Annotated in this window: 15 protein-coding genes; 7 read left to right on the plus strand and 8 right to left on the minus strand. The window is 64.4% G+C overall.

From position 1 onward, the window contains the following. Window positions 1–19: 19 nt before the first annotated feature. Entirely contained in the window at window positions 20–1,342 is a 1,323-nt protein-coding gene (locus tag AC5RW2_RS14345; protein WP_493963288.1) for a glutamine synthetase family protein, read from the minus strand. Between the two features lie 176 nt (window positions 1,343–1,518). On the opposite strand from AC5RW2_RS14345, the gene AC5RW2_RS14350 reads away from it, so the two are divergent. Both AC5RW2_RS14350 and AC5RW2_RS14355 read left to right on the plus strand, forming a co-directional pair. Continuing rightward, the gene (locus AC5RW2_RS14350) at window positions 1,519–2,454 is read left to right on the plus strand and encodes a VOC family protein (RefSeq protein WP_493963289.1); all 936 of its coding nucleotides are present in this window, start codon (window positions 1,519–1,521) and stop codon (window positions 2,452–2,454) included. 126 nt (window positions 2,455–2,580) lie between these two features. After that, window positions 2,581–3,396, plus strand: coding sequence for a VOC family protein (locus AC5RW2_RS14355; protein WP_493963290.1), 816 nt, complete (start codon window positions 2,581–2,583; stop codon window positions 3,394–3,396). Window positions 3,397–3,399: 3 nt separating this feature from the next. On the opposite strand, the gene AC5RW2_RS14360 is transcribed toward AC5RW2_RS14355, so the two are convergent. After that, entirely contained in the window at window positions 3,400–4,611 is a 1,212-nt protein-coding gene (locus AC5RW2_RS14360; protein WP_494074086.1) for a PucR family transcriptional regulator, read from the minus strand. A gap of 147 nt (window positions 4,612–4,758) precedes the next feature. Here AC5RW2_RS14360 and AC5RW2_RS14365 point away from each other — a divergent pair, with 147 nt between their 5' ends. From AC5RW2_RS14365 to AC5RW2_RS14385, 5 genes are all read left to right on the plus strand, one after another. Next, window positions 4,759–6,087, plus strand: coding sequence for an acyl-CoA dehydrogenase family protein (locus tag AC5RW2_RS14365; RefSeq protein WP_493963292.1), 1,329 nt, complete (start codon window positions 4,759–4,761; stop codon window positions 6,085–6,087). A gap of 26 nt (window positions 6,088–6,113) precedes the next feature. After that, window positions 6,114–6,455, plus strand: a complete 342-nt coding sequence (locus tag AC5RW2_RS14370) for a VOC family protein (protein WP_493963293.1) — start codon at window positions 6,114–6,116, stop codon at window positions 6,453–6,455. A gap of 311 nt (window positions 6,456–6,766) precedes the next feature. After that, on the plus strand, window positions 6,767–7,282 hold the full coding sequence (locus AC5RW2_RS14375; RefSeq protein ID WP_494074087.1) for a flavin reductase family protein: 516 nt from the start codon (window positions 6,767–6,769) through the stop codon (window positions 7,280–7,282). Between the two features lie 128 nt (window positions 7,283–7,410). Further along, on the plus strand, window positions 7,411–7,941 hold the full coding sequence (gene idi, locus AC5RW2_RS14380) for an isopentenyl-diphosphate Delta-isomerase (protein ID WP_493963295.1): 531 nt from the start codon (window positions 7,411–7,413) through the stop codon (window positions 7,939–7,941). Window positions 7,942–7,985: 44 nt separating this feature from the next. After that, entirely contained in the window at window positions 7,986–8,366 is a 381-nt protein-coding gene (locus AC5RW2_RS14385) for a DUF1801 domain-containing protein (protein WP_493963296.1), read from the plus strand. A gap of 40 nt (window positions 8,367–8,406) precedes the next feature. On the opposite strand, the gene AC5RW2_RS14390 is transcribed toward AC5RW2_RS14385, so the two are convergent. The 6 genes from AC5RW2_RS14390 to AC5RW2_RS14415 form a co-directional block, all read right to left on the minus strand. Beyond that, entirely contained in the window at window positions 8,407–10,776 is a 2,370-nt protein-coding gene (locus tag AC5RW2_RS14390) for a putative bifunctional diguanylate cyclase/phosphodiesterase (protein WP_493963297.1), read from the minus strand. A gap of 208 nt (window positions 10,777–10,984) precedes the next feature. Continuing rightward, window positions 10,985–11,524, minus strand: a complete 540-nt coding sequence (locus AC5RW2_RS14395; RefSeq protein WP_493950946.1) for a hypothetical protein — start codon at window positions 11,522–11,524, stop codon at window positions 10,985–10,987. Between the two features lie 47 nt (window positions 11,525–11,571). Then, window positions 11,572–12,060 carry a pyridoxamine 5'-phosphate oxidase family protein gene (locus AC5RW2_RS14400; RefSeq protein WP_493950945.1) on the minus strand — a complete coding sequence of 163 codons (489 nt, stop codon included), beginning with the start codon at window positions 12,058–12,060 and terminating at the stop codon, window positions 11,572–11,574. Between the two features lie 182 nt (window positions 12,061–12,242). Beyond that, a complete protein-coding gene (locus AC5RW2_RS14405) occupies window positions 12,243–12,728 on the minus strand; it encodes an SRPBCC family protein (protein WP_493963298.1) in 486 nt (161 codons plus the stop codon). After that, on the minus strand, window positions 12,725–13,027 hold the full coding sequence (locus tag AC5RW2_RS14410) for an ArsR/SmtB family transcription factor (RefSeq protein WP_493963491.1): 303 nt from the start codon (window positions 13,025–13,027) through the stop codon (window positions 12,725–12,727). The genes AC5RW2_RS14405 and AC5RW2_RS14410 overlap by 4 nt, the downstream gene beginning before the upstream one ends. 635 nt (window positions 13,028–13,662) lie before the next feature. Then, on the minus strand, window positions 13,663–15,300 hold the full coding sequence (locus tag AC5RW2_RS14415) for an ABC-F family ATP-binding cassette domain-containing protein (protein ID WP_493963299.1): 1,638 nt from the start codon (window positions 15,298–15,300) through the stop codon (window positions 13,663–13,665). Window positions 15,301–15,350 lie beyond the last annotated feature (50 nt).

Here is a 15,350-nt window from a genome sequence, read left to right on the forward strand (position 1 = left end):
GGCTGATGGCGCGAGTTGGTTAAGCATGGTGGCGGTAGAGGTTCCACTCCCAGTCGGTGACACTGGATTCGAAGGCTTGGACCTCGCGCCGCTTGACGGCGGCGTAGATGGACGTGAACTCATCGCCAAATCCTGCGCGCATCACCTCGTTCTTCTCCAATGCCTCAATGGATTCGGCCAGGCTGCGGGGCAGCGGTTGGCCAACAGGGTCGGGCGAGAGCTCTCGACGGATGCCGTCGACGGCGGCATGGATCATGGCTGCCATCAGCAGGTGCGGGGAAGCGCTCGCGTCTCCAGCGCGCAGCTCCAAGCGGGTGGCGCCGCCGCGTTCTGCCGGCACGCGGACGAAGGTGAAGCGGTTGTCTTCGCCCCAGTTGCTGGTTCGTGGACTGAGGCCTTCACCAGTCAACCGCTTATACGAATTGACCGTTGGGGCGGCAAAGGCCATGATGGCCCGCGCATGGAGTTGGATTCCGGCTATGGAGGCGAGGGCCGCTGGGCTCAGGGTGCCGTCCGGGGCGGCAAAGACGTTGTCCGACTCCTGCCAGAGCGACAGGTGGACGTGCAGGCTGCTTCCTTCTTCACCGGTCAGCGGCTTGGCCATGAAGTTAGCGTCCAGGCCTTCGGCGATGGCAAGTTCCTTCACTCCGGTCTTGAGCAGGAAGGCCGCGTCAGCGGCCTCAAGTACGTCGTTGTGCTTGAGGTTGATTTCAAACTGGCCGGGGGAGAACTCCCGGTTCACCACGGTCACGCCGATGTCCATGCCGATCAATTGCCGGTGCATGCGGCCGACTGCGCCGTCGGGGTCAGTGATCCGGTCCATGGTGTAGGAGACGCCGTTCAGCGCGTAAGGCGTGCGCCCGCCGTCGTCGTTTTTGAAGAGGTAGAACTCCGGTTCGCCGGCGGCGATGGCGCTGAGGCCAAGCTCCGCTTTCAGCTGGTCGGATGCACTGGTTAGCTGGCTGCGCGGGCAAAGTGCTGAGGGCAGTCCGTGTTCATTCAGCCGGCTGAGCACCCAGAGGGAATCCGGTTCCCACGGCGGCACGAACGCTGTTTCCATGTCCAAGCTGGCGTGCTGGTCCGGGTGGTTGGCAAGCGCCGGGAATTCCTTCTCGTCCACCGGGACGCCCAGCAGATCCTCCGCATTGGCCATCTTCGAGTAAGCAACCCCGGAGGCTAGCTCCAGCAGTGACGCCACTGGATATTGCTTGCCGCGCTGTCTCCCAAAGAGATCCGAATGGATGACGCGGATAACTTGGATGCCGCGCGCCAGCAGCTGCTCCAGGTAGTCGGGGTCAAAGGCCGGCAGGACCGCTCCTCGGTCCAGCATGGGGCTTGTCATGGTTGCCTTCCTCAGGGTCAGGGGCTCAGTGGCGGCTCGAAAAGTCTTGCCGAGGTTCGTTCTGTTGATTATAGTAATCTACGTGTTCAGCAAAATAAACAGCTGAAGGAAAAATTCCAGGATTGAAAGGCCCGGCGGCTGCCGGCCACCACCGGAACCGTGAATAAGGAGCAACAATGATCAAGCTGCACGACATCGACCATGTGGTCATGGGCGTAGAGGACCTGGATGCTTCCACTCAGCAGTGGCAGGACGAATTTGGTCTGACCGAGATCGGCCGGGAGGGCAAACAGACCTTCCTGGCCTGCAACTACGAGAAGCCGTCGCTGATTCTGGAAAAGGCTCCGTCTGCCGGCATCATCCACGCCGCCTACCAGTTGGCGCCGGAACTGACCCTCGACGACGCCGAGAAGCATCTGAAGGAACACCGGGTGGAATTCACCCGCTCGGACGAGGGCGTGACCTTCTCCGACCTCGAAGGCAACGGCATCCAGTTCGTGGAGTACCGGCCGAAGCAGGGCCAGGACCGCTACCCGCGCGAATGGCGCCAAACCACCCGCAATCACCGCATTGGTGCACCCCGCAAGCTGGGGCACGTCAACTACCTGACTGCGAACATCGGCGAACAGGTGGACTTCTACCTGAACGTGGTGGGCATGAAACTGGCAGATAAGCTGGGAGCCGACGCCGGTGCGTTCCTGCACGTGGGTGCCGACCACCATGTCATGGCGTTCGTCAACACCGGCCAGGCGCATTTCCACCACATCGCATTCGACATGCTTGACTGGGGCCAGATCCGCCAGTCCTTTGACCATCTGGCCCAGTACGGACGAGTGATGCCCTGGGGCCCGGTGCGACACGGCATCGGTGGGAACCTGGCTGGCTACGTCCGGCTGCCGGAAGCGGACTGCTTCATCGAGCTGTACTGCGACATTGAACAGTTGGATGAGACGCACGTGCCACGCGAATACCCGGATGACCGGCACTCTTCCAACGTGTGGGGCATGCTGCCGCCGCGCTCGTACTTCCGGTTCGATGCCGAATCCATCGCCGCGGAGCGCGAGTCCCTGCAGTCCATCTGGGAGAAGGAGCCCGCTCTGCTGGGTGACTGACACCTGTTCCGGATAGCTCCGGTTCGCTGGCCCCGGGCGGGATGCCCGGGGCCAGTTTCGTCCAGAAGGGTGGTGACTGCCGTGGAGTAACTGCGCGGGCATGGCCCCATGCGGCATACTCAAACTGTGCACACCAAGATTTCCACCTGCAGGCTGTCCGGCATGGAACTAGTCAGCTCGGACCCGGCCGCCAGCGCTGACTTCTATGCTTGGCTGCTGGGTGCTCCGGAGACCGATGCCGGCACATGGGACACCAGCGCCAGGCTGCGTGGACGGGGAATTTTCTCTGTCGCCCTCAAGCGGCCCGAGGGGCCGAGCGGCGGCTGGATCCCGTTTTTTCAGTTGCCGGACGTTAAGGCCGCGGGGCAGAGGGCCGCAGCAGAAGGGGGCTCCGTCTTGGTCCTGACGGAGCCCGACGGCGAGCGGCGCACCTACGTGGTCGATGGCCAGGGCGTCTGGACCGGCGTTGCCGATTCCCCACCGGCCGATGTTCAGGGCGTGGGCCAAACGAACGTCGACTATTCCGCAGTCGACACACAGACTGCTGCCGACTACTACCAGCAGGTGTTGGGTCTGCAGCGGTTGGACGTTGTCAATGATCCCTATGACTTCCGGCTGCTGTACGACAACCGCCAGATTGTGGCAGGGTTCGTGCAGTTCGGCGGCTATTTCCTTGAAGCTGGTGAATCTGGCTGGCTCGTCTACTTCGACGTCGACGATGTAGACCTCGCCGTCGCGCGGGCAGTCGAGGCCGGTTCCCGCATCATTGTGCCGGCTAATAACAGCACGATGAACCGTTATGCAGTGCTCCGGGATCCTTTTGGCCAAACATTCGGGCTGAGCCGCTACTATGCGCCCGAAAAGCGCATGCCGGTCCCGGTCGAAGGGGCGGACCGCGCGGGGATGCTGGAGGACTTTGTTGATCTGGGGCAGCAGGACTAGGAACTAGCGTTCGTCCGAAACGGACGTGACGTGCAGGGCGAGCCATAGGTTTGTGAGGTGGCGCGTGGATGCGACGTCGTGCCCCAGAAGATCATGGATTTGCCGGAGCCGGTAACGCAGCGTATTGCGGTGGATGAACAAGGCTTCAGCTGTTTCCGCAAAGGAGCGGTTGGCCGCAAGGAACGCCCGCAGCGTCGTCACGAGTTCCGTACCGTGGCGGCCGTCGTAATCGGCCAAAGGTTTCAGCGCGGATGCGGCCAAGTCCGCCAGCGGCAGCGTGGTATTGGTCAGCACCAGCAACTGGCCGAGGTCGACGATGTCCGGCCGGCGAACTCCGGTGCCGCCGGAAGCTGCCGATAGGGCTTCGAAATATCCGGCCCGGATGCCGGTGGCGCCGGTATGGACCGAACTGACCCCTACCACGGCATCATTGCCCACCTCCTTCATGTGGTTGAGCAGAGAAGCGGCGATCCGGTCCACCATCGGATCCTCCGGCACGATCATGAAGATGCGGCCGTCGACCACAACCCGAACGAATGGCTCGTGCTGGTTGCTCAGCAGCGTGTGAATGTTCCACGGTACTGAGAGCAAGCGCTCACGCCGCATGTTGGCCTGTCCCAAAAGCACTCTGTACTGCGATTCCGGATCAAACCCGATGCTGCGCAACCGGCTTCGTCCCTCCGCCTCGGAGACGCGATGCTGGACCAGGTCTTCGATGACATGCTGCGTAAGCTCGCGCTTGCCATCCTGGCGGGCGCGCAGCCGGCCGATCTCCAGAGTTACCAAATCAACGGCCGCTTCCAGCAAGCGGCCGGTGGGCGCTGGGTCATGGACGGCAAGGATGGCGACGGCCTCGTTATCGACGAAGACCCGTGCTGCGGCGACCTGAAGGCCGGTTCCGGCGCCGAGGCTTGCCTCCAGAACCAGTGAGTAGTTCCAGATGGTTCGTGAGGGCGCTGCAGCCAAGGTGTTTCCGTTGATATCGAACAGTGCGCTGTCTGCGCCCAGCGCCTGCCTCAATGCAGCCACGATGTTTTGCAGTCCACCGATACGAGCGGCGCGGATCAAGCTCCACAAGCCGGTTTCGGATGTGCCGGCACCCTGCGAAACGGGTGCGGCTGGCTGGACACGTTGAGCGGCGTGCTGCCCAATATCTGCAGCATAGTCATCATCGGCATCTTGCATCAGTCGGTCCAACTTCTGTGATTTACGCACTGTCAAAGGGTGAAAGGGACAAGGTGATTGTGCGTCAGGCACCACTGTGGCGTCAATTGTTGTCAGCCTCGGACATTGTTCGTGACCTCCCCGAGTCCCAGACTTGAGCCACAAGTCACACCTCGTGATGCGCAAGGAGACCTCACAATGACACGAGCATATGTCGCGACCGCCCCTGCAAAGGCCTCGGTGCAGACCGCTCCCGATACGGCGGTTGCTACGGCAGCATCCGTAGAGCCTGGCCTGGCTGGCCCCTTCAGCCTGCAGGTTCCCACAGAGAAGGATCCGCGGATCCGGTACGAACTGGAGCGGCTTCTGGAACGCGCCCGCGACATTCGCCCGAAGCTGCGTGAAGCCCAGGCCCAGACAGAAGTGGACGGGCAATACTCGCAGGAGGTGCATGAGTACTTCTTGGAGCACGGTTTCTACCGCATGCTGCAGCCGCAAATGTTCGGCGGCCTTGAGTTGGGCGTCTCCGCGTTCTACCAAGTCATTGCCGAAGTGGCGCGTGGCTGCCCCTCCACGGCGTGGTGCCTATCCCTGTCGTCCGGGCATGCGCTGACGCTGGGGTCGTTCTTTGAAGAGCGCGCGCAGCGTGAGGTCTTCGGCGAGCACGGCCACATCGTCTGCCCGGCCAGCGGAAACGGGAAAAACACTACTGTGGAACGAGTCGACGGAGGCTGGAAAGTCAGCGGCTTCTGGCGGTACTGCTCCGGCGCCCCTTACTCCACCCACTTCATGGCGACCGCTTTCCTTCCGGCAGAGCAGCCAGACGAACCGGAACGCCGGGTCTGGATGATCCTGCGCCGCGAAGATTATGAGGTGCAGGATGACTGGGGCCGGGTCATCGGCATGCGCGGTTCGGGCTCGAACAGCATCAAGGCGGAGAAAGCGTTCGTTCCCGACCATTGCATCTCCGAGGAAAAGTGGACTGCCGCCAACTCGGGTGAAACTGTCGGGTCAAAGCTGCACAACAATCCTGTCTACGCCGGCACGTTCTTCGGGTTCGCGGAAGGCGAAGTGGCCTCAACGTCGGTTGGTCTGGGGTACGCGGCCGTTGACGAATTCGAAAAGGTCATCATGAAGACCCGGCATCCGTGGATCAAAGATGGCGGTATTCGAGGAGACTACGAGGAATGGCAGCGGGTCCTCGGCATGGCGATTTCTTACGTCGACGGAGCGCAGTCCATCCTGGTCAACAGCTCGCGGCTCTACGAGGAATATGCAGCACGGTCCGCTGCCGGGTTCGAAGCCTTCGACGAATCACGGTCCATGCGACTGAACGGCGTCTACTTTGTTGTCGAGGAACTGGTCTGGAAGGCCGTTGAACTGATGTTGCGCAACGCCGGCAGCCAGAACAGTGCGGACGGTGCCCGCCTGCAGCGCTACTTCCGCGACATCCTGACCACCCGTACGCGCACCGACACCTTCGAACTGTTCTCGGTCAACACCGGAACCGCGCACCTGCGCGCGTGACCAGGATCGAAATGAGAGGAACACACATGACTCCAACACACTCGACCACCTCCCTGGCCGCCGGAACCAGCGTCTGGCAGGAACTGACCGTTGCCACAACGGTCGGACTTGCCGAGTTCTACCAGCAGATTCTAGGCTGGGAGCTCGTCCTCGATGGCGACACGGGCCTCTTCACCCTGGACGGCATCCCGGTTGCTGGATTGCGCGTCGATCCGTCGGCAGAACCTGCAGCAGTGGGTTGGCTGGTCTACCTCGGCGCCGACGATGTCGATGCCGCCGTTGCCCGTGCCGTCGCGGCCGGCGCGCTGCCGGAGGAGGGGTCAACGTCCAGGACCAGCCCATTGCCTTCGGCCGCTGGGCCGTCTTGACGGACCCGTCGGGAGCTGCGTTCAAGGCGCTCCAGCTGGACCGTCCCATCTGAACCTGACGCAGCATCAGCGAGCGTCTTCAGGCTGCAAGCCCCGTCCTTCTCCGGACGGGGCTTGCAGCATTTAACCCGGCTGGTCGCAGTAGCAACCGGAGCGCCGTTGGCAAACCTTCAGTGCCTTCTGTGGCTTGTCACTCAGGCACAAAGGATTTGCTTTTCACTGTGTTGGCCTACATCGCGGCGCACATCTCGCCCAACCAGACTGGAGATAACCGGAAAGCCGGAAATCAGCCCCAACAGCAGGAGTCAGCCATGACAGCTACCGCCGTCGATCAAAGCCCCGTCATCGTTGAACAGGCGTCCAGCGCCACGACGAAGCAGGTCTTTGCGCAGTTCCCCAGCGGTGTAGTGGCTGTCTGTGCGTTATTGGACGGAGTGCAGGCCGGATTTGCGGCTTCCTCTTTCCAGACCGTCTCCTGGGACCCTGCGCTGGTATCCATCTGCGTCCAGAACAACAGCAACACCTGGAACGCCTTGCGGTCCAGCGAACGGATCGGCATTTCCGTTCTGTCCGAGGAACAGGGCGGCATGGCCCTCCAGCTCTCGTCCCGGACACTCGACCGCTTCGCTGGCGTGGAGACGCATGCTTCTGCCGGTAACGCACTCTTCATCCGGGGCGCCGCTGCCTGGATGGAATGCTCCGTCCAGCAAGAGATCCCCGCCGGCGATCATGTGCTCGTGATTTTTTCCGTACACAATCTCGGCACCGCCGAACAGGCGCCCATGGTCTACCACCGTCGATCAATTGGCCGCATCGTCGCGGCATAGCTGCCATCTGACCCGAGCCGGCTCCGTCCTCAAGCGACGGATGTCGACCATACAATGGCTGGTATGACCATGACTGACCGCTGCGTGCGTTCTTGGCAGGGGCAGCAGCCCGGAATCCGTTGGCCGCGATGAGCCAGCTAACCATCGAGCAGGTAGTGCTGCTGGACGAGAACCTGAAGCCAGCCGGAGTGGCCGACAAGGCCGCAATCCACACGGGAGAAACGCCACTGCACCTGGCATTCTCCTGCCACATTTCCGACGCCGACGGCCGAGTGCTGGTGACGCGGCGCGCCTTGAACAAACTGACCTGGCCGGGTGTCTGGACCAATTCCGCCTGCGGACACCCTGCGCCAGGGGAGGAGATGGCCGACGCCGTGCGGCGCCGCGTGCGCTACGAGCTGGGGCTGGAACTCGAAGACCTGCAGTTGGTGCTGCCGGACTTCCGCTACCGGGCGGTGGACGCTTCCGGAATCGTGGAGAACGAGTTCTGCCCGGTCTACACCGCGCTGGCGGTGGGCGAGCCCGATCCGAGGGATGACGAAGTGGCCGAGTACCGCTGGGTGCGCCCGTCGGACCTGCAGACCGCCGCAACTGCGGCTCCCTGGGCCTTCAGCCCGTGGATCGTGCTGCAACTCCAGGCCCTGGAGCAGCTGGCGTAGCTTCAAAGCAGGAGAAACCCACTAGCCACTAGAGGAGCCGTGTAATGGCAGCTGAGCCCAAAACCACCGAGAAGCAGAAGAAAAAAGCAGCAGCCGATGAGTCGGCAGTGCTGGCGAAGATCGCGGAGATGCCCCTGCCGGACCGCGATATCGCGGAGCGCGTCCACAACATCGTGACCGCTGCAGCTCCAGAACTGCTGCCCAAGCTGTGGTACGGCCAGCCCGCCTACGCCAAATCCGGGAAGGTCGTCTGTTTCTTCCGCAGCGGGCAGGTGGACAAAGTGCGTTACTCGACTTTCGGATTCAACGAGGACGCGAATCTCGATGACAATGACGGGATGTGGCCCACGTCGTACGCACTGTCGCAGCTCAGTGAAGCCGGGGCGGTCAGAATCGCCGAGCTAGTCAAGCAGGCTGTGAGCTAAGAAGTGCCCGGCCGACGGCGGGAGGTGAGCTCCGCCGTCGTTATTCAACCATGGCGGGGCTGGAGGCTATGACCGAGGCCGGGCGGGCCGCCGTGCCGTGGGTTTCCAGCCGGGCAACGAGCTCGTCCGGCCACATCGGGCGGCCGAAGTAGAAGCCCTGGGCGTTCAGATCCGGGCAGCCGGCCAGCCATTCCACGGCCTCGGCGGTCTCGATGCCCTCAATCACCACATCTGCCTTCAGCGCGGTGAACATGGCGATCAGGTGGCTGACCACGATGTTCCGGGCACTGCCGTCGGGCCCGCTCACCAGTGCGCGGTCCACCTTGACGATGTCGAAGGCGAACTCGGTCAGCGAATTCATCGAGGAGTAGCCGGAGCCGAAGTCGTCCACGGCGATCCTGAAGTCCTCGCCGCGCAACTGTGCCAGCATGGTCCGGCACTCCTCGGTCATGGTGTCCAGCGAGTTCTCGGTCAACTCAATGATGATGTTCAGTTCCGGTCCTTCGGCGCGCATCCGGCGCAACCGGTCCACCACGGGGGAGCCCGGGGTGAGCTGGCCCAGCTCCACGTTGATGGCAATGGAACGGACGCTGGCGACCTCGCAGATTTTCGCCATCGCCGCGGCCGCGCCGTCGATCACCTGGAGGGTCAGTTCGTTCAGCAGGCCCAGCCGGTTCGCCTCGGCTACCAATTGGTCCGGCGCGATGATGCCCAAGTCCTCGTCTTGGTAGCGGGCCAGCGCCTCGAAACCGACGATCGCATCCAGATCCAGTGCGACGATGGGCTGCAGCGCCACGCGCAGCAGGTGCCGGCGGATGCCGCGCTCCACGGCCACAGCCAAGCTGGTCTCGGAACCGGAGCCGGCGCGCTCGGCCTCACGCAGCCGCTGCTGCATCCGTTTGTTGCCGTACATGCAGGCGTCCGCGTTGCGCAGCAACTCCTCGATGTCCTTGGCCGGACGGTCGGAGTAAGCCAGACCGATGCTGGCCTGGGCCTGCAGGGTGCCGCCACGGATGGGGAGCGGGCGGGCGATCGCATCGGCGATGCGCTCGGCGGCGGTGCGCGCGTCGGCCTCGCTGCCGACGTCGCGGAGCACGACGACGAACTCGTCGCCGCCGATGCGCGCGGCCACGTCTGCCGGACGGATCTCCGAGCGGATGCGCTGGGCGGTGGCCGTCAGCAGCAGGTCGCCCACGTCGTGACCATGCTGGTCATTGACGGACTTGAACTCGTCCAGATCCAGATAAACGACGGCGATCGCCTCGCCGGGGCGGCGGCCGGTGTTGATTTCGGTCAGCCGGTGCCACAGCGTGCGGCGGTTGCCCAGCCCGGTCAGCGCATCGGTGTCCGCCTGCAGCCGCAGCTCGTGCACCAGTTCGTCGTGCCGGACCATGATGCTGCCCACGTGCGCCAGCGCGTCCAGCACCTGCTCGTCTTCTTCGGTGAACTGGGCCCCGCCGTTGCGGGACGCCACCAAATACTTGTCGCCGTCGTCCCAGCGGCGCATCCGGACGCCGATTTCCTTGTCCCCAGGAGCCTCGGGCTGGAGGGTGACCTTGTCCGCCCGCACGGAAGAACTGGCCGCGGCGAGCAGGGTTTTGTCGATCCCGTCGGGGCTCCAGGGCAGCTCCAGCGAGGCGTGCACCAAGCCGGTGAGGCGGCGGCGCAGGTCGGCATTGCGCAACCAGCCTGTCACGGCCAGCGCCAAGACCGAGGCGAAGACCAGGAAGAACGACTGAACGCCGTCGCGGTGGAACTGCTGGGCGGCGTGCTGCCCGGCCAGGCACAGGAGAAGGTTGATGGCCAGCGTGCCGAGCGCCGGGGGCCAGCCGATGCCGTTGCGGAACGTGCTGCGCCGTTTCGTCGACGTGGTGAAGGCGCCCTCGACCGCAATCGCCGTGAGGAAGAAGGCCAGCCAGCCGGCCAGCAATGCGGCCGGCCAGATCAAGCCGGAAGCTTGGGCAGCTTGGAACACCGCTATGAGGATTGCGGCGGCGAGCAGGCGGCTGATGAACCAATATAGATCTGCCCAGCGGAACCGCCGGAACACCACCCGGGTGGCCAGCAGCCCGACTCCCACCACCGCGACAGTCTGGTGAAGCGGTGCGGTGAGATCGTTACAGATAATCACGACGGCGGTCATCGCGGCCGTGGTCTGGCGCCGCATCAGCGGCGTATCCACGCGCAGGTGCCAGGCCAGGACCAGTACCGCCACGGAAATGGCAGCCACCAGGCCGAGACGCGGCGGCGCCGCGAATGAGGCAGCTACAACCTGCACTAGCACCAGGAGGCCCGCGGCCGAAATGCCGGCGATGGCAGCCCACGACAAAGCGGCCGCCGCTTTGGTGGCCGTCATGATGCTGCCGGCATGCCCGTACCCCACTTCTGCCGTCTGATGTTTTCGTTTCACCTATGGTAGCTGCGAGGCACAAGCTATCGGGGCTGACTCTCCGCGGGCACCGGTGATCGACCAAGGCCGCCGGCTTTTAGCGCCGGTGATCGACCAAGGCCGCTTGCGGCCGCGTGGAGATCCCCGCCCAACTAAGGTTTCCTGCCGGCAGTGCGGGAAGGGCCGGCCGGATGATCCGGCCGGCCCGCCCGGAGTTTCGCCGGTTTGGTCAGTGCTTCAGCAGGCCCCCGAGGAAGGAGGTGGGCCGTTGCATCTCACCGTGCTTGGCGCCCAGTGCAATGACCGTGCCGGCGAAGGCCGGGATGGTCCACTGCAGCGCCTTGAGTTGCGTCTGAGCGGCCTTCAGCTCCGGCGACGCGTCGGGGGAGGGCTCAGTGGCACCCTCGGCTCCCTCCTCAGCCAGCCGTTCCACCTTCTTGCCCAGCATGCCGGCGTAGAGGGTGACGGCCGCGCCGACTAAGGTGACAGCGGACTTGATGACGGTGTCCCGCATGACCCCTTCCTGCTTGAGCATCCGGCCTTTGTTGCCCATGAGCAAGGACGCGCCGGAAGCCAGATGTGCTGCAAAGGCAGCAGTCTGGACCGGCGCCCATTTCATCCATCCGGCACTAGACAATCGGGTGCGTTCGCGCGGATCCTCGGCGGTGGCGGCCGCTCCATTCAGGCCCACTGCGCCCATCAGCGAACCGCCGAACCAGGCGGCGGCAGTAAGGTCGTGCACAGAACGGGCCAAGAGATTTCCGGACATTGCTGACTCCTTAAATGTGTGGTGGGTGCCGTGCGGCAGGAACCGCACTAAAGGTCGACGACGTCGTTCTTGCCGATGTCGTCAGCTTTGTTACCGGTGACCATCCCCTTGGCCAGCTTGAACAGCGTGGCCACCTTGGGGGAGTCCGGCGTCCAGTATTCGGCTGTGTGCGCCTCGACATGAATCAACGCAACCGTCGGGTCGTCCTTGCCGTTCTCAAACCACGGCTCCATCGTGGGGCCCCACAGGTCGTCAATTTTCGCCTGGTCGCGGACGATCTTGGCCATGCCCGAGATGGACAGATAACCGTCTGATCCGCTGACGGAAACGTTGACGTGGGGGTTGCCGCGGATTTCATCGGCTTTGGGCGAGGGATCCTGCGTCACGAACCACAGGTCGCCGTCGAACTCGGCTTCCTGCAGTGCCAACGGGCGGCTGAACAGCTGGCCGCTGGCATTGACAGTGGTAAGGACGGCAATGTCCGCGTCCTTCAGGATTTTGGCGACTTCCTTGCGTCCTTCATCATCGTTGGCCATGTAACCACCTTTCGTATCGGGTGCAGGGAATCCTCAGCATACTTTCTAATCTCGACGACGCCAATGGTGGTGGCCGAAGACTGCCCGGCGGAAGGTGTGGTTAACTGCCCGAGCGAACGGCGCGGCGAAGGGGTCGGAGCCAGCAGACTCCAACCCCTTCGCCGCAGTGGGTCTCCTGCGGTTTACCCGGTCCGGACGCCGCAGAGCAGTTCGTCCAACCGCTCGTAGCCCTCGGTCATGCCGGCTTCCATGCCGGACTGGGCCATGCCGTCGCGTGCCTCGAGCGAGGGGTAGACCGAGTGGCCGATCAACTTGCAGCGTCCATTGCCGAGGTCCTCGAATGTCATGAACTCGATGCTGACAACATCCGGATAGCCGCCGAACTCGAACGTCTGGACAGCGAACTCGTTCTCGCGGACCGTATGGAAGACGCCAGTGAAGGCGTATTGAACGCCGTCGGGGCCAGTGTGGAGGTACCGGTAGCTGCCGCCGGAACGGAAATCGTAGTGGTCGATGTCCATCTTCATGCCGCGCGGCCCCAGCCACTGCTTGATCAACTCAGGGTCCTTGTGGGCTCGGAAGACCTCGGCGACTGGATAGTCGAATTCTCGTTCCGTTTCGATGAACGGGACGCCGTCGGGGACGGTCACTGTGAGTGCATTGCTCATGGTTTGTCCTTGGCTAGTTGACTGAGCACGGCATCCAGCCCGCGGTACTGCGCCTCGCGGACCAGCCTGTATTGGTCGATCCACGCCGTGAGCGTCTCGAGCCGTGCGGCGTTCAGGTGGACGGGCCGGCGCTGGGCATCCCGGGTGCGGGTGACCAGTTCCGCCTGCTCGAGGACCTGGATGTGCTTCGAAACCGCCTGCTTGGTGATGTCGAAGGGCTCGGCCAGCTCGTTGACCGTTGCCGGTCCGCGGCTGAGCCGGGCGATGATGCGGCGGCGGGCCGGATCGGCCAGGGCCATGAACGCCCGGTCCAGGAGTGCCTCGTCGCTGCCATCGGTCACGGTATTCAACTCTTCCCTTGATCAACCTTTCGGTTGACTAAGAACCTACTCCGATGGTGCGGGTGCGGTCAAGGGTGCCGGAACGTTGCCTAGGGCCCGTCCGGCATTAGGCTCCCGTTCGACGCGTTCCTCGGGAGTGGCCTTGAGGGGGCCGGTGGAACCTCGGTCGCATGGGCCGCCGGGCTGGCCGCAGTCGCACTGGCGCGCTGGTTCCTCCGCCGACCTCCGGCGTGGGCGGGTTGAGTGAAAGCCCCACCACTTCCGGGGCTGCCTTCCTTCTGGCGCGCCGGTAAGCGGCCAAGCCGGATGCGGAGCGGCGACGCGGTGTAACGGGTCGCTCTGCCCGCCGCTCGGGGCCGAACACCAGCACCACAAAAGGGGCGAAGGCGAGGACAACGTCGATAACAAAAAGGGTGACTTCCATGGCGAGCTCCTGCCCTTGGCAAAAGGGTAGGCGTCGATGTGTCGGTACACAATGGGGAATTTTTTGGGGCGGTAAGCCGTCAGAAGGAGTGCCGCCAGCCGGACTGGTCAAGGGGTGCGACGGCGGAATTTTCCTTGGCTGCCTCAGCGCCGCAACGGGGGCGGTGCGGTCAGCGGACGGTGACGTGGCCGGCGTCGACGTCCCAACGGGTGTCCAGCCGGACGTTTTCCAGCAGGCGGCGGTCGTGGGAGACCAGCAGGAGGGTGCCGTCGTAACTGTCCAGCGCTTGCTCCAACTGCTCGATGGCGGGCAGGTCCAGGTGGTTGGTGGGTTCGTCGAGCACCAGCAGGTTCACACCGCGGGCCTGGAGCAGGGCAAGGGCGGCACGGGTGCGCTCGCCGGGGGAAAGCGCGCCGACCGTGCTGGCCACCTGATCCGCCTTGAGCCCGAACTTTGCCAGCAGCGTGCGGACCTCGGCCTGGCTGTAGTCGGGCACCAGCTCCTCGAAGGCTGCGCCCAGCGGCTGGTCCTCCGCGAGCTGGCCGCGCGCTTGGTCGATCTCGCCGATGGCGACACTGGCACCCAAGGCGGCAGCGCCGTCGTCGGGCTCCTGATGTTCCAGCAAAAGGCGCAGCAGGGTGGACTTGCCCGCGCCGTTGGGGCCGGTGATGCCGATACGCTCGCCGGCATTGACCTGCAGCGAAACCGGACCGAGCGTGAAGCCGTCCCGGCGCACCGTGGCCTGGTTCAGCGTGGCGACCACGGAGCTGGAGCGCGGGGCGGCACCGATGCTGAACTGCAGCTGCCACTCCTTGCGCGGCTCCTGCACCTCGTCCAGCCGGGCGATCCGGGACTCCATCTGGCGGACCTTCTGCGCCTGCTTCTCGGACGATTCCATGCTGGCCCGGCGGCGGATCTTGTCATTGTCCGGGTTCTTCTTCATCGCGTTCCGGACGCCCTGCGAGCTCCACTCGCGCTGAGTGCGCGCACGGGACACCAGATCGGCCTTCTTCTCCGCGAACTCGTCGTAGGCCTCGCGGGCGTGGCGGCGGGCCACGGCACGCTCTTCCAGGAAGGCGTCGTAGCCGCCGTCGTACACCGCCACCTTGTTCTGCGCCAGGTCCAGCTCCACCACGGTGGTGACGCAGCGGGCCAGGAACTCGCGGTCGTGGGATACCAGCACCACGCCGCCGCGCAGGCCCTGCACGAAGGACTCCAGCCGAGCCAGCCCGGCCAGGTCCAGGTCATTGGTGGGCTCGTCCAGCAGCACCACATCGAACCGGCTCAGCAGCAAGGCAGCCAGCGCCGCCCGCGCGGCCTGACCGCCGGACAGACTGGTCATGGCTGCGTCCGGGCCAACATCCAGCCCGAGTTCGGCGAGCACGGGCGGAATCCGGTCCTCCAGATCCGCGGCGCCGCTGGCCATCCAGTGGTCCAGCGCGGCGGCGTAGGCGTCGTCGGCCTGCTTGGAGCCGGAGCCCAGCGCTTCGGCGGCCGACTCCATCGCTTCGGTGGCTTCGGCCGCGCCGGTGCGCCGGCCGATGTACGCGGCGATGGTCTCGCCGGGAATCCGCTCGTGTTCCTGCGGCAGCCAGCCGATGAACGCATCCGACGGCGCGGTGCTCACCGACCCGGCCAGCGGCGCATCCACGCCGGCCAGGATGCGCAGCAGCGTGGTTTTTCCGGCGCCGTTGGCGCCCACCACGCCCACCACATCGCCGGGAGCGACGGTCAGGTTCAGGTTGGCGAACAGGGCGCGGTGGCCGTGGCCGCCCGAGAGGTCTTTGGCCACCAGCGTTGAAGTCATGCCTACCAGTCTAAGGAGCGACGGCGATGGGGCCGGGCCTTGGAGCCCGG

The organism is Arthrobacter sp. B0316-1-20 (assembly GCF_059091865.1).

Coding starts and splice junctions, on each gene's coding strand:
- AC5RW2_RS14385 (WP_493963296.1), top strand. CDS start 7,986: ATGGCAGCTGAGCCCAAAACCACCGAGAAGCAGAAGAAAAAAGCAGCA.
- AC5RW2_RS14365 (WP_493963292.1), top strand. CDS start 4,759: ATGACACGAGCATATGTCGCGACCGCCCCTGCAAAGGCCTCGGTGCAG.
- AC5RW2_RS14375 (WP_494074087.1), top strand. CDS start 6,767: ATGACAGCTACCGCCGTCGATCAAAGCCCCGTCATCGTTGAACAGGCG.
- AC5RW2_RS14410 (WP_493963491.1), bottom strand. CDS start 13,027: ATGGCCCTGGCCGATCCGGCCCGCCGCCGCATCATCGCCCGGCTCAGC.
- AC5RW2_RS14395 (WP_493950946.1), bottom strand. CDS start 11,524: ATGTCCGGAAATCTCTTGGCCCGTTCTGTGCACGACCTTACTGCCGCC.
- idi (WP_493963295.1), top strand. CDS start 7,411: ATGAGCCAGCTAACCATCGAGCAGGTAGTGCTGCTGGACGAGAACCTG.
- AC5RW2_RS14350 (WP_493963289.1), top strand. CDS start 1,519: ATGATCAAGCTGCACGACATCGACCATGTGGTCATGGGCGTAGAGGAC.
- AC5RW2_RS14370 (WP_493963293.1), top strand. CDS start 6,114: ATGACTCCAACACACTCGACCACCTCCCTGGCCGCCGGAACCAGCGTC.
- AC5RW2_RS14345 (WP_493963288.1), bottom strand. CDS start 1,342: ATGACAAGCCCCATGCTGGACCGAGGAGCGGTCCTGCCGGCCTTTGAC.
- AC5RW2_RS14400 (WP_493950945.1), bottom strand. CDS start 12,060: ATGGCCAACGATGATGAAGGACGCAAGGAAGTCGCCAAAATCCTGAAG.
- AC5RW2_RS14405 (WP_493963298.1), bottom strand. CDS start 12,728: ATGAGCAATGCACTCACAGTGACCGTCCCCGACGGCGTCCCGTTCATC.
- AC5RW2_RS14415 (WP_493963299.1), bottom strand. CDS start 15,300: ATGACTTCAACGCTGGTGGCCAAAGACCTCTCGGGCGGCCACGGCCAC.